Source organism: Rhodococcus sp. NPDC059179, from assembly GCF_042754885.1.
GTDB lineage: Bacteria > Actinomycetota > Actinomycetes > Mycobacteriales > Mycobacteriaceae > Rhodococcus_G.
The window spans coordinates 416096-434292 of sequence record NZ_JBHZBV010000002.1 but is presented as its reverse complement, the minus strand read 5'-3'; the positions used below and the strand labels follow the sequence as shown (position 1 = coordinate 434292).

The 18197-nt window shown below is 70.2% G+C and carries 17 protein-coding genes and 1 pseudogene; 17 read left to right on the top strand and 1 reads right to left on the bottom strand.

Going from position 1 to position 18197, the window contains the following annotated elements; genetic code table 11:
* Positions 1-13: 13 nt before the first annotated feature.
* The 7 genes and pseudogenes from mltG to aroQ form a co-directional block, all read left to right on the top strand.
* Positions 14-1249 (top strand): annotated as a pseudogene (mltG, locus tag ACFXMV_RS06975) (endolytic transglycosylase MltG); the annotation flags it as partial.
* On the top strand, positions 1239-2063 hold the full coding sequence (locus ACFXMV_RS06970; RefSeq protein WP_378502792.1) for a shikimate dehydrogenase: 825 nt from the start codon (positions 1239-1241) through the stop codon (positions 2061-2063). The pseudogene mltG and the gene ACFXMV_RS06970, both read left to right, overlap by 11 nt.
* 93 nt (positions 2064-2156) lie before the next feature.
* On the top strand, positions 2157-2738 hold the full coding sequence (locus ACFXMV_RS06965; protein WP_378500463.1) for a prepilin peptidase: 582 nt from the start codon (positions 2157-2159) through the stop codon (positions 2736-2738).
* A 45-nt stretch (positions 2739-2783) separates the two neighbouring features.
* Positions 2784-3983 (top strand): chorismate synthase, encoded by a 1200-nt coding sequence (gene aroC, locus ACFXMV_RS06960; RefSeq protein WP_378500465.1) that lies wholly within the window; start codon positions 2784-2786, stop codon positions 3981-3983.
* Positions 3980-4483 carry a shikimate kinase gene (locus tag ACFXMV_RS06955; protein WP_378500462.1) on the top strand — a complete coding sequence of 168 codons (504 nt, stop codon included), beginning with the start codon at positions 3980-3982 and terminating at the stop codon, positions 4481-4483. The genes aroC and ACFXMV_RS06955 overlap by 4 nt, the downstream gene beginning before the upstream one ends.
* A gap of 69 nt (positions 4484-4552) precedes the next feature.
* Entirely contained in the window at positions 4553-5665 is a 1113-nt protein-coding gene (gene aroB / locus ACFXMV_RS06950; protein ID WP_378500461.1) for a 3-dehydroquinate synthase, read from the top strand.
* On the top strand, positions 5662-6087 hold the full coding sequence (gene aroQ / locus ACFXMV_RS06945; RefSeq protein WP_378500460.1) for a type II 3-dehydroquinate dehydratase: 426 nt from the start codon (positions 5662-5664) through the stop codon (positions 6085-6087). The genes aroB and aroQ overlap by 4 nt, the downstream gene beginning before the upstream one ends.
* Before the next feature lie 71 nt (positions 6088-6158).
* Here the strand turns inward: aroQ and ACFXMV_RS06940 are convergent, their stop codons facing one another.
* The gene (locus tag ACFXMV_RS06940; RefSeq protein ID WP_378500459.1) at positions 6159-6833 is read right to left on the bottom strand and encodes a B-4DMT family transporter; all 675 of its coding nucleotides are present in this window, start codon (positions 6831-6833) and stop codon (positions 6159-6161) included.
* A 100-nt stretch (positions 6834-6933) separates the two neighbouring features.
* Here ACFXMV_RS06940 and ACFXMV_RS06935 point away from each other — a divergent pair, with 100 nt between their 5' ends.
* The 10 genes from ACFXMV_RS06935 to pyrF all read left to right on the top strand — a co-directional run bounded on the left by ACFXMV_RS06935 (position 6934) and on the right by pyrF (position 18115).
* Positions 6934-8040, top strand: coding sequence for a M24 family metallopeptidase (locus ACFXMV_RS06935; RefSeq protein ID WP_378500458.1), 1107 nt, complete (start codon positions 6934-6936; stop codon positions 8038-8040).
* A 16-nt stretch (positions 8041-8056) separates the two neighbouring features.
* A complete protein-coding gene (gene efp / locus ACFXMV_RS06930; protein ID WP_378500457.1) occupies positions 8057-8620 on the top strand; it encodes an elongation factor P in 564 nt (187 codons plus the stop codon).
* Between the two features lies 1 nt (position 8621).
* The gene (nusB, locus tag ACFXMV_RS06925) at positions 8622-9125 is read left to right on the top strand and encodes a transcription antitermination factor NusB (RefSeq protein WP_378500456.1); all 504 of its coding nucleotides are present in this window, start codon (positions 8622-8624) and stop codon (positions 9123-9125) included.
* A gap of 209 nt (positions 9126-9334) precedes the next feature.
* Positions 9335-9973 (top strand): bifunctional pyr operon transcriptional regulator/uracil phosphoribosyltransferase PyrR, encoded by a 639-nt coding sequence (gene pyrR, locus ACFXMV_RS06920; RefSeq protein WP_378501599.1) that lies wholly within the window; start codon positions 9335-9337, stop codon positions 9971-9973.
* A complete protein-coding gene (locus ACFXMV_RS06915) occupies positions 9970-10914 on the top strand; it encodes an aspartate carbamoyltransferase catalytic subunit (protein WP_378501600.1) in 945 nt (314 codons plus the stop codon). The genes pyrR and ACFXMV_RS06915 overlap by 4 nt, the downstream gene beginning before the upstream one ends.
* Positions 10911-12221, top strand: a complete 1311-nt coding sequence (locus tag ACFXMV_RS06910; RefSeq protein ID WP_378502791.1) for a dihydroorotase — start codon at positions 10911-10913, stop codon at positions 12219-12221. Before ACFXMV_RS06915 ends, ACFXMV_RS06910 begins: the two co-directional genes overlap by 4 nt.
* A complete protein-coding gene (locus ACFXMV_RS06905; RefSeq protein WP_378501601.1) occupies positions 12218-12709 on the top strand; it encodes a transporter in 492 nt (163 codons plus the stop codon). The genes ACFXMV_RS06910 and ACFXMV_RS06905 overlap by 4 nt, the downstream gene beginning before the upstream one ends.
* Entirely contained in the window at positions 12685-13887 is a 1203-nt protein-coding gene (carA, locus tag ACFXMV_RS06900) for a glutamine-hydrolyzing carbamoyl-phosphate synthase small subunit (RefSeq protein WP_378502790.1), read from the top strand. The genes ACFXMV_RS06905 and carA overlap by 25 nt, the downstream gene beginning before the upstream one ends.
* Complete coding sequence (gene carB, locus ACFXMV_RS06895; protein WP_378500728.1) at positions 13887-17246, top strand: carbamoyl-phosphate synthase large subunit; 3360 nt, start codon at positions 13887-13889, stop codon at positions 17244-17246. The genes carA and carB overlap by 1 nt, the downstream gene beginning before the upstream one ends.
* Entirely contained in the window at positions 17243-18115 is an 873-nt protein-coding gene (gene pyrF / locus ACFXMV_RS06890; protein ID WP_378502789.1) for an orotidine-5'-phosphate decarboxylase, read from the top strand. The genes carB and pyrF overlap by 4 nt, the downstream gene beginning before the upstream one ends.
* Positions 18116-18197 lie beyond the last annotated feature (82 nt).

Genomic DNA, 18197 nt, shown 5'->3' with positions numbered 1-18197 from the left:
GTCGAGAGGGCCCCAGTTGCAGCCGAGCCGTGCGGACGAACGCCGCGCGCGGGAGGCAGCGGCGGGACGCAAGGGCAGGGGCAAGGTCGTGGTCGCGATCGCCGGACTCGGCGCGCTCGCCCTGATCGTCGGGGTCGGGTACGTCGGCGGCAAGAAGCTTCTCGGCGGCGTCGAGGTGCCCGACGACTACGCGGCCGGTGGGTCGGGGGTCGATGTCGTCGTGCAGGTGCACCCCGGTGACACCGCCGACCAGATCGCCACCGAGATGGTGGAGCAGGATGTCGTGGCGAGCGCGTCGGCCTTCTTCAATGCGGCCGTCCAGAACGACGCCATGTCCTCGGTGCAGCCCGGCTTCTATTACCTCGAGTCCCAGGTCCCGGCCGCGGAGGCCGTTGCGGGCCTGGTCGACCCGAACTCCCGCGTCGGCGCGCTGGTCATCTCCGAGGGCCGTCAGCTGCACGACACCAAGGACGTGAACACCGGGGCCACCAAGCGCGGCATCTACACCCTCATCTCCGAGGCCAGCTGCCTGCCGGTCTCCTCGGGCGGAGCCTCGGGCAATGTCACCGCCTCGGGGCAGCAGTGCGTGAGCGTCGAGGACCTCGAGGCCGCCGGTGCCAACCCGAACTTCGCGGCGCTCGGCGTGCCCGACTGGGCGGCCGACAGGGTCAAGTCCGTCCCGGACCGCAGCCGTCAGCTCGAGGGGCTGATCGCCGCGGGCAAGTGGGACTTCGACCCGAGGGCGTCGGCCGCGGAGATCCTGACGACCCTGGTCAGCGGGAGCGCAGCCAAGTACGAGGCGACGGGGATCAACACCGCGGGGAACGCGGTCGGTCTGAGCCCCTACGACCTGCTCGTGGCCGCGTCGCTGGTCGAGCGGGAGTCGCTGCCCGGCGACTTCGGCAAGGTCGCCCGCGTCATCGTCAACCGGCTGGCCGCGCCGCAGCGGCTCGAGTTCGACTCGACCGTCAACTACGCGCTCGACACCACCGAGCTGGCGACCACCGACGGCGACCGCGCGAAGGTCACCCCGTGGAACACCTACGCGATGGACGGACTGCCCGCGACCCCGATCTCGTCGCCGAGCATCGGCGCCGTGGAGGCCGTCGAGAAGGCGCCGGTGGGGGACTGGCTGTACTTCGTCACCATCGACAGCAAGGGCACCACGCTGTTCACCAAGAGCTACACGGAGCACCTCTCGAACAGCAAGAAGGCATTGGACAGCGGGATTCTCGACAGTGGGCGCTGACCTGCCACGCAAGGCGGCGGTCCTGGGCAAGCCGATCGGGCACTCCAAGTCGCCGTTGCTGCACCTGGCGGCGTACCGCGCGCTCGGCCTGACCGACTGGACCTACGACCGCATCGAGTGCACCGGCGAGCAGTTGCCCGGGCTGGTCGACGGGCTCGGCCCGGAGTGGGTCGGACTTTCGGTGACGATGCCAGGCAAGCTCGCCGCGCTCGAGTTCGCGACCGAACGGACCGAACGCGCCGTGCAGGTCGGTTCGGCCAACACCCTGGTCCGGGTCGCGGGCGGCTGGCGGGCCGACTGCACCGACGTGGACGGCGTCACCGGAGCCCTCGCCGAGGTCGGGGTCACCGACCTCGGCGGCGCGAACGCGGTGGTGATCGGCGCGGGCGGCACCTCACGCCCGGCGCTGCGGGCGCTGGCGGACCTCGGCGTCACCGCGGTGACCGTCGTCGCCCGCTCCGCCGACCGGGCGGCGGACACGCTCGCCTGCGCGGCGGACATGGGTCTGCGGGCCGGCCACCTTGGCTTCGACGCCGACGCGCTGGCCGCGGCGTGCGCCGATGCCGCGACGGTGGTCAGCACGGTGCCCGCGGACGCGATCGCCCCGTTCGCGAGCGCGGTGGCCCGGGCCCCCGTGGTGTTCGACGCGATCTACGACCCGTGGCCGACGCCGCTCGCCGCCGCGGTCCAGGCCGCGGGCGGCACCGTCGTCGACGGCCTGCGGATGCTGCTCAACCAGGCGTTCGGGCAGGTCGAGCAGTTCACCGGCCGCCCGGCGCCCCGCGAGGCGATGGCCGCCGTCGTCGCGCGCTGACGGGTTTTCCACAGGCTCGAATTCATCCACAGGACGACCGGATTCGACCGATCTGGGGGCCATTGCGGCGCCGTCCGGTGACACCGTCGGGGCATGGAGATCGGATTGCTCGGCCTGCTCGGTGCGCTCGTCGGGGTGGCGACGCGGCGGTTCTTGCGCCGCTTCACGCGGGCGGCGCCGTGGTGGTGCGAGGCGGTGCTCGCGGTCGGGTTCGTCGCGGCCGGATCCGCTTGGCCGCCGATGACGGCCGCCGCGGCCTGCGCGTTGCTCTGGTGGTGCCTCTGCCTCTCCGTCGTCGACCTGGGGGTGCGCAGGCTGCCGAACGAGCTCACCCTGCCCGGCGCGAGCGCGGTGTTCCTGGCGTCGGTGCTGGTGGGCCGGGGGATGGCGGCCCTCGTCGGGGCGGCGATGCTGGCCGGGTTCTACCTGCTCGTGCACCTGGCGGCCCCGCGCGCTATGGGCGGTGGGGACGTGAAACTGGCACTTGGGCTCGGCGCCGCGACGGGCGCGGCAGGCGCTCAGGCGTGGCTGGCCGCAGCGGTCGGGGCGGTGGCGCTGACCGCCGTGGTCGGGGGGTGTGCGCTGGCCAGGGGCCGGGGCGGTCGGGCCCTCGCGCACGGGCCGTCGATGTGCCTGGCGACGCTGCTGGCGTTGGGCCTGGCAGGCGGCGGCTAGCGGGGACCGGGCCGGTGTGCGGAACGGATGATCTTCCGTGGAAAGATGGTCGGCGTGCTGCGCTGGATAACTGCCGGAGAATCCCATGGTCCTGCCCTTGTCGCCCTCCTTGACGGGATGGTCGCCGGGGTCGAGGTGACCTCCGAGGACATAGCTGACCAACTCGCCCGCCGTCGCCTTGGCTATGGCCGCGGCGCCCGCATGAGCTTCGAGAAGGATGTCGTGACCGTGGTCGGCGGCGTCCGGCACGGCCGGACGATGGGCGGCCCCGTCGCCATCGAGGTCGCGAACAGCGAATGGCCCAAGTGGGAGACAGTCATGTCCTCCGACCCGGTCGACGAGGCGCTGCTCAAGGATCTCGCGCGCAACGCGCCGCTGACCCGCCCGCGCCCGGGGCACGCCGACTTCTCCGGCATGCTCAAGTACGGATTCGACGATGCCCGCCCCGTCCTGGAACGGGCCAGCGCCCGCGAGACGGCGGCCCGCGTCGCGGCCGGAACCGTGGCCCGCGCCTTCCTGCGTCAGGTCTTCGGCGTCGAGGTGATCTCCCATGTGATCTCCATCGGCACCGCCTCGGGTCCCGCCGAGTCTCCGGTCCCGGGCCCCGACGACCTCGCGGCCATCGACGCCAGTCCGGTGCGTGCATTCGGCGCCGAGGCCGAGGCCGCGATGATCGCGGAGATCGACGAGGCCAAGCGCGAGGGCGACACGCTCGGCGGCGTCGTCGAGGTCGTCGTGCACGGCCTGCCGGTCGGACTCGGCTCGTTCATCAGCGGCGAGAACCGGCTCGATTCCCGGCTCGCGGCCGCGCTGATGGGCATCCAGGCCATCAAGGGTGTCGAGGTCGGCGACGGCTTCGAGACCTCCCGCCGCCGCGGCAGCGCCGCGCACGACGAGATGCGGCCCGGCCCCGACGGCGTGCTGCGGTCGACGAACCGCGCAGGCGGGCTCGAGGGCGGCATGACCAACGGCGAGGCACTGCGGGTGCGTGCCGCGATGAAGCCGATCTCCACCGTGCCGCGCGCGCTCGCGACCGTCGACATGTCCACCGGCGAAGAGGCCGTCGCGATCCATCAGCGCAGCGATGTCTGCGCGGTGCCAGCGGCAGGTGTGGTCGCCGAGTCGATGGTGGCGCTCGTGGTGGCGCAGGCGGCGCTCGAGAAGTTCGGCGGCGACTCGGTCGACGAGACGATGCGCAACATCGGCGGATACCTCGCCTCGGTGCAGGAACGCCTCGCGAGGTGACTCCGAGGGCTGTCCTGATCGGGCCGCCTGGCGCCGGTAAGTCCACCATCGGGCGTCGGCTGGCGCGGGCGCTGGATGTCGAGATATTCGACACCGACGCCGCCATCGAGCGTGAGTCCGGCAAGACGATCCCGGAAATCTTCGCCCAGGACGGGGAACCGGCGTTTCGTGCGCTGGAGGAGGACATGGTCCGGCGCGCGCTGATCGAGCAGGACGGCATCGTCTCGCTCGGCGGCGGGGCGATCCTCTCCGACGTCACCCGCACCCGGCTGGCCGGGCATACGGTTGTCTACCTGGAGATCAGCGTGGCGGAGGGACTCAAGCGGACGGGCACGAACGCCTCCCGCCCCCTTCTCAACGGCGGCGACCCCCGCCAGAAGTACCGGGACCTGATGCGGCGACGGCGACCGCTGTACCGCAAGGTGGCCACCATTCGGGTCCGCACCGACGGGCGCAGCCCCGCCCGGGTGGTGCAGCAGCTCGTCACCAAACTGGGGTAGGGCACCGTGGCAGTGACAACCCAGGCAGTAGCGATCCAGCAGCAGCGCACAGAAGCGGAGAAGCAGACAGTGACCGAACCCGTACGCGTCGAGGTCAAGACGGCCAGTCCCTACCCGGTGATCATCGGCCGTGGGCTGCTCGGCGAGCTGGTGGACGAACTGGTCGGCACCAGGACCGTCGCGATCTTCCATCAGCCGCCGCTGGCGCAGACCGCGGAGGCGGTGCGCGCCGCGCTGGCCGCGAAGGGAATCGACGCGCATCGCGTCGAGATCCCGGACGCGGAGGACGGCAAGGACCTCGCCGTCGCGGGCTTCTGCTGGGAGGTGCTCGGCCGTATCGGGCTGACCCGTAGCGACGCCGTGGTGAGCCTCGGCGGCGGCGCGGCCACCGACCTGGCCGGGTTCGTCGCGGCGACCTGGATGCGCGGCGTGCGGATCGTCCACGTGCCGACCACCCTGCTCGCGATGGTCGACGCGGCCGTCGGCGGCAAGACCGGCATCAACACCGATGCGGGCAAGAACCTGGTCGGATCGTTCCACGAGCCGTCCGCGGTGCTGATCGACCTGGCCACGCTCGAGACGGTGCCGCGCAACGAGATCGTCGCGGGCATGGCCGAGGTGATCAAGACCGGGTTCATCGCCGACCCGACGATCCTCGACCTCATCGAGCGCGATCCCGAGGCCGCCCTCGACCCGACAGGGGAGGTGCTGCCCGAGCTGATCCGCCGATCCGTGGAGGTGAAGGCGAAGGTCGTCGCCGCCGACCTCAAGGAGTCGGACCTGCGCGAGATCCTCAACTACGGACACACCCTCGGCCACGCCATCGAGCGCCGCGAGAAGTACCGGTGGCGCCACGGTGCGGCGGTGTCGGTCGGACTGGTGTTCGCCGCCGAGCTCGGTCGGCTCGCGGGTCGCCTCGACGACGCCACCGCCGAGCGCCACCGCACGATCCTCGAGAGCGTCGGCCTACCCACGACCTACGACGCGGCCGCGTTCGCGGACCTGGTCAAGGGCATGCAGACCGACAAGAAGAACCGCGCCGGGATGTTGCGGTTCGTCGTCCTGGACGGACTGGCGAAGCCGGGAAGGCTCGAGGGCCCGGACCCGACGCTGCTCGCCGCCGCCTACTCCGCGGTGGCCCGAGAGGACGAGCCGGGCACCAGCGGCACGGTGCTGCTGTGAGGGTCCAGGTCCTCAACGGACCGAACCTCGGCCGGCTCGGCAAGCGGCAGCCGGAGGTGTACGGCGCCACCACCTACGCCGATCTCGTCGCGCTCTGCGAGACGGCCGCGGCGGAACTGGGCATCGAGGTGACGGTCCGCCAGTCCGACAGCGAGGCCGAGCTGCTCGGCTGGATCCACGACGCGGCGGACGCGGGCGAACCGGTGGTGCTCAACGCAGGCGCGCTCACCCACACCTCGATCGCGCTGCGCGACGCCTGCGCGGAGCTCCAGGCAGGCCTTGTCGAGGTGCACATCTCGAATGTGCATGCCCGCGAGGACTTTCGGCATCACTCGTACCTGAGCGCGATCGCGACCGGCGTCATCGTCGGGTGCGGCGTCGCGGGGTACCCGCTCGCGCTGAGGTTCCTCGCCGAAAGGTAATCAGGGGGACACCGAACTGTGCGCGCGTCTTACCCCAATCGGGGTGAGACGCGCGCACAGGCGGCGAAGCGCTATTTCCCGTTCTCGGGCCGGATGGCCTCGAACACCTCGGTGGGTGCGTCGTCGTGGGCCGGGCGCTGGAAGACCTGGGTGGCGTCGTCGTAGCCGGTGCCCTCGGCATCGGTGCCGTGCTCGTACGCCCACTCGGAGGACTCGTAGTTCTCCTCCGCTGCCTCGACCACGTCGTAGTCCTGCTCGCTCGCGTACCCGCCGACGGCGGCAGCGCCTGCTGCGGCCGGCGAGACGTGGGCGGGCGTCGCCGGAGACTTGCGCCGAACGAGGAACCGTCCGACCGCGACGGCGAGCATGGCGGGCAGGAAGACGAGCAGGACGGTGAACGCGGCCCCGGAGGTGAGCTCGAAGAACAGCGTGTTGTCGCCGAGCGCGATGTCGGTGATCACCCCGAGTAGCCAGCACACCGCACCGGCGAGCAGTCCAGCCACGGCGGCCGCCTTGAGCCACATCATGGTGAGGTCGGCGCCCGACTCCTCGTCCACCGCGCTGCGCGCGTCCCTGATGCCGTCGAGGCCGCCCCACACCAGCGCCACTATCACCACCAGCGCCAGCGAGAGCCAGCGCAGGGCCGACCCGTGCAGGGGCCACTGCGTCACCGCGAGTCCGAGCACCACCCTCGTCCCGACATGTACCGACGCCATACCCAGACCACGAAGAAGCCACGAGTTCATGCCGACAGCGTAACGACCGCTCAGTGGGACCTGTGGCCTAACCCACACCTGAGGCCTCGACGGCCCCCGCGACCGGCCGGCGCTGCCGTAGGTTGAACGAATGTCGACCGTCGATCACGGGTCCCGCCGGGCCGCGCTGCGCACTCTGCTCACCGAGCGCGGCGTCGAGGCGCTGGTGGTGACCGATCTGCTCAACATCAGGTACCTCACCGGATTCACCGGGTCGAACGCCGCGCTGCTAGTCGACGCGCGTGACGAGCCGGGCGCCGAATCGCGGACCGTCATCTGCACCGACGGCAGGTACCTGATCCAGGTCGGCGAGCAGGTGCCGGACCTGGACGCGGTGATCGATCGGGCCAGCGCCGCCCACCTGATCGGCCGGTGCGCGGACTCCGGCGGCAGGCGGATCGGCTTCGAGAGCCACGTGGTGACCGTCGACGAGCATGCGGACTGGCAGGAGTCGGCGCCGTCGCTCGAGCTGATCCGGGCGCCGAGGCTGGTCGAGCGGCTCCGAATGGTCAAGGACGAGCATGAGGTGGGGCTGCTGCGGCGCGCGTGCGCGGCGGCCGACCTCGCTCTCGCCGTGCTGATCGAGCGCGGCGGGCTGCGGCCGGGCCGCACCGAGCGGGAGGTCGGGCGGGAGCTGGAGTTCCTGATGCTCGAGCACGGTGCGGACGGCATCTCGTTCGAGACGATCGTCGCGGCCGGCGCGAACTCGGCGATCCCGCACCACCGTCCGACCGACGCCGTGCTCGCCACCGGCGACTTCGTCAAACTCGACTTCGGCGCGACGGTGGAGGGGTACCACTCGGACATGACGCGCACGTTCGTGCTCGGCGCCGTCGCCGACTGGCAGCGCGAGGTGTACGAGCTCGTGGCGACCGCGCAGGCGGCGGGCCGGGCCGCGCTGGCGCCCGGCGTTGACGTCGCCGCGGTTGACGCCGCGGCCCGCTCGGTGATCGAGCAGGCGGGCTACGGGGATCTGTTCCTGCACGGTCTCGGGCACGGCGTCGGGCTGGAGATCCACGAAGCACCGGGGATCGGCAAGCTCGGCACCGGTACACTGCTAGCCGGTGCTGCGGTGACGGTCGAGCCCGGTGTGTACATCTCCGGTCGCGGAGGCGTCAGGATCGAGGACACGCTCGTTGTTCGCGAGCGGGAGCCCGAGCTCCTCACCCTCACCACAAAAGATCTCGTAATCGTCTGAAGGAGACGCGAAGTAAGTGGCTGACACCAGTGATTTCAAGAACGGGCTCGTGCTGAAGATCGAGGGCCAGCTCTGGCAGATCATCGAGTTCCAGCACGTGAAGCCGGGCAAGGGCCCCGCGTTCGTGCGGACCAAGCTCAAGAACGTGCTCTCCGGCAAGAACGTGGACAAGACCTTCAACGCGGGCGTCAAGGTGGAGACCGCGACGGTCGACCGTCGCGACATGACGTACCTCTACCACGACGGCAGTGACTACGTCTTCATGGACGGCGACACCTACGACCAGATCTCGATCAACGAGGCCACCGTCGGCGACGGCGCGCGCTTCCTGCTCGAGAACATGCAGGTGCAGGTCGCGACCCACGAGGATGCGCCGCTGTTCGTCGAGCTGCCCGTAACCGTCGAGCTCGTCGTCAAGCACACCGATCCGGGCCTGCAGGGTGACCGTTCGACCGGCGGCACCAAGCCCGCCACCCTCGAGACCGACGCCGAGGTGCAGGTCCCGCTGTTCATCAACACCGGTGACAAGCTGAAGATCGACTCGCGGGACGGCAACTACCTGGGCCGCGTGACTTCGTAGCGTGTCCGGTAGCCAGAAGAAGCTCGGGGCCAGGCACAAGGCCCGCAAGCGCGCCGTCGATTTCCTCTTCGAGGCGGAGGCGCGCGACCTCGACCCGGTCGACCTCGCCACCGAGCGGGCGGAGCTCGCAGGCAAGGACGACGCCGTTGCCCCGGTGAGCCCGTACACGGTCACCCTGGTGACCGGGGTCGCGGAGAATCTCGACCGACTGGACCGGGTCATCGCCGATCACCTGCAGGACTGGACGCTCGAGCGTCTGCCCGCGGTGGACCGTGCGGTCCTGCGGATCGCCGTGTGGGAGCTCTTCCACGCCACCGACGTGCCGCCGGTGGTCGCGGTCGACGAGGCGGTGGAGCTGGCCAAGGAGCTGTCCACCGACGACTCGCCCGGCTTCATCAACGGCGTGCTCGGCCAGGTGGTGCTCGTCGCGCCGCAGGTGCGGGCCGCGGCGGCCGCCACCTCGCAGCGCGCGGAGCAGTCACCAGAGGCGGGCACCGAGGCCTGACCGAACGGCTCGACACGACACGCGAACGCCGCGGACCGATCACGGTCCGCGGCGTTCGTCGTCGGGGCGGGCGAGCGGGTGGTCGACGGCCTGATTGTGGCTCAGCACACCCCGAACCGCTTCGGGATTCGGGTCGCCGCGCTGATAGGCTGGCTGGCGTCAGACATCCTTTAACGATCCGTCCAGAGAGGCGGAGAAGGAGGTCCAGCTTGCTCACGCCCGAGCCATCCTCCGCCGATTCTTCGGCCCAGGATCACCCTGTCACCAGGGAGCTGCTCTCTTCTGCCGACGTTGGTCGGACGATCGCGCGGATCGCGCACCAGATCATCGAGAAGACCGCGCTCGACGCCGAGACCGACCCGCCCCGAGTGGTGTTGATCGGTATCCCGACGCGCGGCACCACGCTGGCCAACCGGCTGGCGAACAAGATTGAGGAGTTCTCGGGTGTCCGCCCCCCGACCGGCTCGCTCGACATCACCCTCTACCGCGACGATCTGCGGACCAAGCCGCACCGCCCCCTCGAGCGCACCTCGGTGCCCGAAGGTGGGGTGGACAACGCGCTCGTGGTGCTCGTCGACGACGTGCTGTTCTCCGGGCGGACCGTGCGCTCGGCCCTCGACGCGCTCCGGGACCTGGGCAGGCCCAAGGCAGTGCAGCTCGCGGTCCTGGTCGACCGGGGTCACCGTGAGCTGCCGCTGCGCGCCGATTTCGTCGGCAAGAACGTGCCGACCGCGCGCACCGAGGACGTCAAGGTCCAGCTGGTCGAGCACGACGGGGTCGACAGCGTCACGCTGAGCGGTGGAGCGAGTACGTCGCCGCGCGGTGAATTCAAGGAGCCGAATCTGTGAAGCATCTGTTGTCGGTCTCCGACCTGACCCTGGAGAGCGCGACCGGGCTGCTCGACGAGGCCGAACGGTTCGAACAGGCCCTGCTGGGGCGCGAGGTCCGCAAGCTCCCGACGCTGCGGGGCCGCACCGTGATGACGGTGTTCTTCGAGAACTCGACCAGGACCCGGGTGTCCTTCGAGGTCGCGGGCAAGTGGATGAGCGCCGACGTGATCAATGTCAGCGCCAGCAGCTCCTCGGTGTCGAAGGGGGAGTCGTTGCGGGACACCGCGATGACGCTGCGGGCCGCGGGCGCCGACGCGCTGATCGTGCGTCATCCCGCCTCCGGCGCCGCGCACCGGATCGCGGAGTGGACCGCGGACGGCGACGACGGCCCGGCGGTGATCAACGCGGGCGACGGCACCCACGAGCACCCCACCCAGGCGCTGCTGGACGCGTTGACCCTGCGGCAGCGGCTCGGATCCATCGCGGGCAAGCGGATCGCGATCGTCGGCGACATCCTGCACAGCCGGGTGGCCCGCTCGAACGCCTTCCTGCTCTCGAAGCTCGGCGCCGAGGTGGTGCTGGTGGCGCCGCCAACGCTGTTGCCGGTGGGGGTGTCGAGCTGGCCGGTCACCGTGTCGCATTCGCTGGACGCGGAGTTGCCTGGCGTCGACGCGGTGCTGATGCTGCGGGTGCAGGCCGAGCGGATGAACGGCGGGTTCTTCCCGTCGCCGCGCGAGTACTCGATCACCTACGGACTGTCCGAGAAGCGCCTCGGCATGCTCGCCGATCATGCCGTTGTCCTGCATCCCGGCCCGATGCTGCGCGGCATGGAGATCGCGTCGGCTGTCGCTGATTCACCGAAAGCTGCAGTGTTGCAGCAGGTTACGAACGGAGTTCACATTCGCATGGCGGTCCTGTTCGGGTTGTTGGTCGGAACCGAGGAAGGTGCGGCGCTGTGACATCTCCAAACACGAGTGACATCCTGATCCGCGGCGCGCGGATCTACGGCGAGGGCGAACCGCAGGACGTGCTGGTCGCGGGCGGTGAGATCCGCGAGATCGGAGCCGGACTGGCCGCGCCTGCCGGCGCCGAGATCGTCGAGGCCGCAGGCCAGGTGCTGCTGCCCGGTTTCGTCGACATGCACACGCACCTGCGGGAACCCGGCCGCGAGGACACCGAGACCATCGAGTCCGGCTCGGCCGCGGCGGCGCTCGGCGGCTACACCGCGGTGTTCGCGATGGCCAACACCAGCCCGGTCGCCGACTCCGTCGTGATCACCGACCACGTGTGGCGCCGCGGCCAGGAGGTCGGCCTGGTCGATGTGCACCCGGTCGGCGCGGTCACCGTCGGGCTCGAGGGCAAGCAGCTCGCCGAGATGGCCACGATGGCGTCGGGCATCGGCAAGGTCAAGATGTTCTCCGACGACGGCCACTGCGTATACGACCCGCTGATCATGCGGCGGGCGCTCGAGTACTCGAGCGCGCTCGGTGTCCTGATCGCCCAGCACGCCGAGGAGCCGCGGCTGACCGTCGGCGCCGTCGCGCACGAGGGTCCGACCGCAGCCCGGCTCGGTCTGGCCGGCTGGCCGCGGGCCGCGGAGGAGTCCATCGTCGCGCGCGACGCGCTGCTGGCGCGGGACGCCGGTGCCCGCGTGCACATCTGCCACGCCTCCACCGCAGGCACCGTCGAGCTGATGAAGTGGGCGCGCGGACAGGGCATTTCGATCACCGCCGAGGTCACCCCGCACCACCTGCTGCTCGACGACTCGCGGTTGGAGACGTACGACGCGGTGAACAGGGTGAACCCGCCGCTGCGTGAGCCCAGCGACATCGCCGCGCTGCGGCAGGGTCTGGCCGAGGGCGTCATCGACTGCGTCGCCACCGACCATGCCCCGCACGCCGAGCAGGACAAGTGCTGCGAGTTCTCGGCGGCGCGGCCCGGCATGCTCGGCCTGGAGACGGCGCTGGCGATCGTGGCGCAGACGATGGTCGAGACCGGTCTGCTGGATTGGCGCGGCGTCGCCCGCGTCATGAGTGAGCGGCCCGCGGAGATCGTCGGCCTGAGCGATCAGGGCAGGCCGATCGCGGTCGGCGAGCCGGCCAACCTGACCCTGGTCGACCCGGACCGCGAATGGACGGTGCGGGCGCCCGAGCTGGCGTCCATCGCCCGGAACAGCCCGTTCGACGCCATGACGTTCGGTGCCAGGGTGACCACCACCCTGCTGCGTGGCCGGGTCACCGTCCGGGACGGGAAGGTGCAGGCATGAGCACGGACCGGATCCTGCTGACGCTCGGCTTCTTCGCGTTCTGGGTGGCGATGGCTGCGTTGATGTACTGGGGCTGGAAGGGGCGGTCCCGTCGCCAGGCCGACGCGATCGGGGATCTGCCAACGGTGCCTGCCGATCTGGGCGCCCAGCTGATCCCCCCGAGCAGCGGCCTGTATGTGGGCAGCACCCTGGCGCCCAGCTGGCAGGACCGGATCGCGGTCGGCGACATCGGCTTCCGCGCGACCGGCGACCTCAGCCGTCATGAGAAGGGTGTGCTGCTCGAACGCGACGGCGCTTCGGCGATCTGGATCCCGCAGGCCTCGATCCGGGCGATCCGGACCGAGCGCGGACTCGCGGGCAAGGTCATGAGCAAGGACGGGGTCCTGGTGATCCGGTGGGTGCTGCCCACCGGAACGGAGATCGACACCGGATTCCGTGGAGACGACAAGAGTGTGTACCCGGCATGGGTGAACGGAGAGAACGCGTGAGCGACAGCTTTGAATCAGTGACCGGCACAGGACCCGCGGTCCTGGTCCTCGAGGACGGCCGGATCTTCCGCGGCACCAGCTTCGGTGCTGTCGGTCAGACCCTCGGTGAGGCGGTGTTCAGCACCGGCATGACCGGATACCAGGAGACGCTCACCGATCCCAGCTACCACCGCCAGATCGTGGTCGCCACCGCCCCGCAGATCGGCAACACGGGCTGGAACGGCGAGGACGGCGAGGCGCTGAGCGCGGGCCGCCAGGCATCCGGCGATTCCAACAAGATCTGGGTGGCCGGCTACGTGGTCCGCGATCCCGCGCGCCGCACCTCCAGCTGGCGCGCCACCGGGTCGTTGCAGGACGAGCTCGTCCGCCAGGGCGTCGTCGGCATCGCCGGGATCGACACCCGCGCGCTGGTCCGGCACCTGCGCACCCGCGGTTCGATGCGCGCGGGCGTCTTCTCCGGTCCGGCGCTGACCGACGACGCCTCGATGCTGCAGGCCGTCAAGGATCAGCCGTCCATGCTCGGCGCCGACCTCGCGGGCGAGGTCAGCACCGACAGCGGCTACATCATCGAGCCGACCGGAGGCGAGACCCGGTTCACGGTCGCGGCCATCGACCTGGGCATCAAGACCAACACCCCGCGGATGTTCGCGCAGCGCGGCATCCGGGTGCACGTGCTGCCCTCGAACGCGAGCCTCGAGCAGATCCTCGACCTCGGCGCGGACGGGGTGTTCCTGTCCAACGGTCCCGGCGACCCGGCCACCGCCGACGGCGCGGTGCACCTGACCAAGGAGGTGCTCGGCCAGGGCCTGCCGCTGTTCGGCATCTGCTTCGGCAACCAGATCCTCGGCCGCGCGCTCGGCCTGAGCACCTACAAGATGAAGTTCGGCCACCGGGGCATCAACATCCCGGTGATCGAGCACGGCACCGGCCGGATCGCCATCACCGCGCAGAACCACGGGTTCGCGCTCGAGGGCGAGGCCGGCCAGGAGTTCGACACCCCGTTCGGCCGGGCCGTGATCAGCCACACCTGCGCCAACGACGGCGCCGTCGAGGGCGTCCGACTGCTCGACGACTCGGCCTTCTCGGTGCAGTACCACCCCGAGGCCGCGGCGGGCCCACACGACGCCGCCTACCTGTTCGACCGCTTCACCAGCCTGCTCGAGGGAGTCAAGAAGTAATGCCACGTCGCACAGATCTCAAGCACATCCTGGTGATCGGTTCCGGACCGATCGTCATCGGTCAGGCCTGCGAGTTCGACTACTCGGGCACCCAGGCGTGTCGCGTGCTGCGCGAGGAGGGCCTGCGCGTGAGCCTGGTCAACTCCAACCCGGCCACGATCATGACCGACCCCGAGTTCGCCGACGCCACCTACGTCGAGCCGATCACCGCGGAGTTCGTCGAGAAGGTGATCGCCCGCGAGGCCGAGCAGGGCCACAAGATCGACGCCGTGCTCGCCACCCTTGGCGGCCAGACCGCGCTGAACACCGCGGTCGCGCTGCACGAGCAGGGCATCCTCACCAAGTACGACGTGGAGCTGATCGGCGCCGACTTCGACGCCATCCAGCGCGGCGAGGATCGGCAGAAGTTCAAGGACATCGTCGCCAAGGTCGGCGGCGAGTCCGCGAAGTCGGCCGTCTGCTACACGATGGACGAAGTCCATGCCACGGTCGCCGAGCTCGGCTACCCGGTGGTCGTGCGCCCGTCCTTCACCATGGGCGGGCTCGGTTCCGGCATGGCGTACAACGTCGACGACCTGAACCGCATCGCCGGCGGCGGCCTGGCCGCGTCGCCGACCGCGAACGTGCTCATTGAGGAGTCCATCCTCGGTTGGAAGGAGTACGAGCTCGAGCTGATGCGCGACGGGCGCGACAACGTCGTCATCATCTGCTCGATCGAGAACGTCGACCCGGTCGGCGTGCACACCGGCGACTCGGTGACCGTGGCCCCGGCCATGACGCTGACCGACCGCGAGTACCAGAAGATGCGCGACCTCTCGATCGACATCCTGCGCGAGGTCGGCGTCGACACCGGTGGCTGCAACATCCAGTTCGCGATGGACCCGACCGACGGCCGCCTCGTCGTCATCGAGATGAACCCCCGCGTGTCGCGCTCGTCGGCGCTGGCGTCGAAGGCGACCGGCTACCCGATCGCGAAGATGGCCGCGAAGCTGGCGATCGGCTACACCCTCGACGAGATCATCAACGACATCACCGGCGAGACCCCGGCCTGCTTCGAGCCGACACTCGACTACGTCGTGGTCAAGGCGCCGCGGTTCGCGTTCGAGAAGTTCCCCGGTGCGGACGGCACGCTGACGACCACCATGAAGTCCGTCGGCGAGGCCATGTCGATCGGCCGCAACTTCACCGAGGCCTTCGGCAAGGTGATGCGCTCGCTCGAGACCAAGCGGGCCGGCTACTGGACCGGTCCCGAGGTCGAGGCGCAGGACCTGGAAAGCCTGCTGGCGGACCTGAGTGTCCCGCAGGACGGCCGGATGTACGGCATCGAGAAGGCCTTCGCGCTCGGCGCGACCGTCGAGCAGCTCTTCGACGCCACCAAGATCGACCCGTGGTTCCTCGACCAGTTCCAGCAGATCCACGAGCTGGGGGAGCAGATCCGCGGCGCCGAGGTGCTCGACGAGGCGACGCTGCGCCAGGCCAAGTACCACGGCCTGTCCGACCGGCAGATCGCGGCGCTGCGCCCGGGACTCGGCGGGGACAGTCAGGAGGGTGAGGACGCGGTCCGCACGCTGCGTGACGCGCTGAAGATCCGCCCGGTCTACAAGACCGTCGACACCTGCGCCGCCGAGTTCGAGGCCAAGACCCCGTACCACTACTCGACCTACGAACTCGACCCGAACGCCGAGTCCGAGGTCGCCCCGCAGACCGAGCGGCCCAAGGTGCTGATCCTCGGCTCGGGCCCGAACCGCATCGGCCAGGGCATCGAGTTCGACTACTCCTGCGTGCATGCCGCGCTGACGCTGTCCGAGGCCGGTTACGAGACCGTCATGGTCAACTGCAACCCGGAGACCGTCTCGACGGACTACGACACCGCCGACCGGCTGTACTTCGAGCCGCTGACCTTCGAGGACGTGCTCGAGGTGTACCGGGCCGAGTCGGCATCGGGCACCGTCGCGGGCGTCATCGTCCAGCTCGGCGGCCAGACGCCGCTCGGCCTGGCCAAGCGGCTCAAGGCGGCCGGTGTGCCGATCGTGGGCACCAGCCCCGAGGCCATCGACCTCGCCGAGGACCGCGGCGAGTTCGGCCGGGTGCTCACCGAGGCCGGCCTGCCCGCGCCGAAGTTCGGCACCGCCACCACCTTCGACGGCGCCCGCGAGATCGCGTCTGGCATCGGCTACCCGGTGCTGGTGCGCCCGTCCTACGTGCTCGGCGGCCGCGGCATGGAGATCGTTTACGACGAGAAGTCGTTGCAGGACTACATCTCTCGCGCCACCGAGATCTCCGACGACCGCCCGGTGCTCGTCGACCGGTTCCTGGAGGACGCGGTCGAGATCGACGTCGACGCGCTGTGCGACGGCACCGAGGTGTACCTCGGCGGCGTGATGGAGCACATCGAGGAGGCAGGCATCCACTCCGGCGACTCGGCGTGCGCGCTGCCGCCGATCACCCTGGGCCGGGCGGACCTGGAGAATGTGCGCCGGTCCACCGAGGCGCTGGCCAGGGGCATCGGGGTCAAGGGCCTGCTGAACGTGCAGTACGCGCTCAAGGACGACATCCTCTACGTGCTCGAGGCGAACCCGCGGGCGTCGCGGACGGTGCCGTTCGTGTCCAAGGCGACCGCGGTGCAGCTGGCGAAGGCCTGCGCCCGGGTGATGCTCGGCGAGTCCATCGCGGAGCTGCGGACCAAGGGCATCCTGCCCGCGGCCGGGGACGGCGGCGACACCCCGGCGGGCGCGCCGATCGCGGTCAAGGAGGCGGTGCTGCCGTTCAACCGGTTCCGTCGCGCCGACGGCACCGGCGTCGACACGCTGCTGAGCCCGGAGATGAAGTCCACCGGCGAGGTGATGGGCATCGACGCCGACTTCGGCACCGCGTTCGCCAAGAGCCAGACCGCCGCGTACGGCTCGCTGCCCACCTCCGGTTCGGTGTTCGTCTCGGTCGCGAACAAGGACAAGCGGTCGCTGATCTTCCCGGTCAAGCGGCTCGCGGACCTCGGCTTCACCATCCTGGCCACCGAGGGCACCGCGGATGTGCTGCGCCGCAACGGCATCACCTGCGAGCAGGTGCACAAGCAGTCCGGTGAGGACCTGCCGGAGGGTGGGCGCACGATCGTCGAGCAGATCAAGGCAGGCGAGGTGGACATGGTGATCAACACCCCGTACGGCAACTCGGGTCCCCGCGTGGACGGCTACGAGATCCGTAGCGCGGCGGTGTCGGTGAACATCCCGTGCATCACCACCGTGCAGGGCGCCTCCGCCGCGGTGCAGGGCATCGAGGCGGGTATCCGGGGCGACATCGGGGTGCGCTCGCTGCAGGATCTGCACGCCAGCCTGCGCGAGCCCACCGCGGAAGAGAAGTGAGCCAACACAGCTGGGGCCACCGGCTCCGGGCCGCGATCGCGGCCCGGGGCAGGCTCTGCGTTGGCATCGACCCGCACCCCTCGCTGCTGCGGGCGTGGGGGCTCCCAGAGACCGCTGGGGGCGTCGAGACCTTCTCGGAGATCTGCGTGGAGGCCTTTGTCGGTGACGTGGCGCTGGTGAAGCCTCAGGTGGCCTTCTTCGAGGCCTACGGCGCCGCCGGGTATGCGGTGCTCGAGCGGACGATCTCGGTGGTGCGCGCGGCGGGCACCCTGGTCGTCGCCGATGCCAAGCGCGGTGACATCGGTTCCACCATGGCGGCCTACTCGCAGGCGTGGTTGGGCCGGGACGCGCCGTTGGCGTCCGACGCGGTGACGGTCTCGCCGTATCTCGGGTTCGGCGCGCTCGAGCCCGCGGTCGAGCTGGCCACCGAGCACGGCCGCGGGCTCTTCGTGCTGGCCCGCACCTCCAATCCGGAGGGTGGGCAGTTGCAGGGCGCTCGGTTGTTGGGTGATGACCTCGACGCTACCGAGCGTTCGGGCGTTTCGGCAGGTCAGGGTGTGTCGGTGGCGCAGTCGATCGTCGACGCGGCCGTCGCGCAGAACCGGGACGGCCGGGACACGGTCGGCCTGGTCGTGGGTGCGACACGCGGACACGGATTGGATTTATCGGAATTTTCCGGGCCGATTCTCGCGCCAGGTCTCGGCGCGCAGGGCGCCACCGTGGCCGATCTGGCGGAGATCTTCCGCGATTCGCGAGAATTGTTGCTGCCCAACACTTCTCGCGACATTTTGCGGCACGGACCGTCCGTTTCCGCGCTTCGTGAGGCGGCGGAGCGGGCCCGGGACGACGTCGAGAACGGGCTCGCATAACCCACCGGAATTGCGCGCTGACCTGGGGGGTGGGTTCGCAATCGGCGCTCGGCGTGAGTACGGTCGCTATCGCTGCTGGTTA

Excerpts from the sequence above, each read along its gene's own strand:
- ACFXMV_RS06965 (WP_378500463.1), top strand. The coding sequence starts at position 2,157 with ATGGAGATCGGATTGCTCGGCCTGCTCGGTGCGCTCGTCGGGGTGGCG.
- aroC (WP_378500465.1), top strand. The coding sequence starts at position 2,784 with ATGGTCGGCGTGCTGCGCTGGATAACTGCCGGAGAATCCCATGGTCCT.
- ACFXMV_RS06940 (WP_378500459.1), bottom strand. The coding sequence starts at position 6,833 with ATGAACTCGTGGCTTCTTCGTGGTCTGGGTATGGCGTCGGTACATGTC.
- ACFXMV_RS06935 (WP_378500458.1), top strand. The coding sequence starts at position 6,934 with ATGTCGACCGTCGATCACGGGTCCCGCCGGGCCGCGCTGCGCACTCTG.
- ACFXMV_RS06905 (WP_378501601.1), top strand. The coding sequence starts at position 12,218 with ATGAGCACGGACCGGATCCTGCTGACGCTCGGCTTCTTCGCGTTCTGG.
- carA (WP_378502790.1), top strand. The coding sequence starts at position 12,685 with ATGGGTGAACGGAGAGAACGCGTGAGCGACAGCTTTGAATCAGTGACC.
- carB (WP_378500728.1), top strand. The coding sequence starts at position 13,887 with ATGCCACGTCGCACAGATCTCAAGCACATCCTGGTGATCGGTTCCGGA.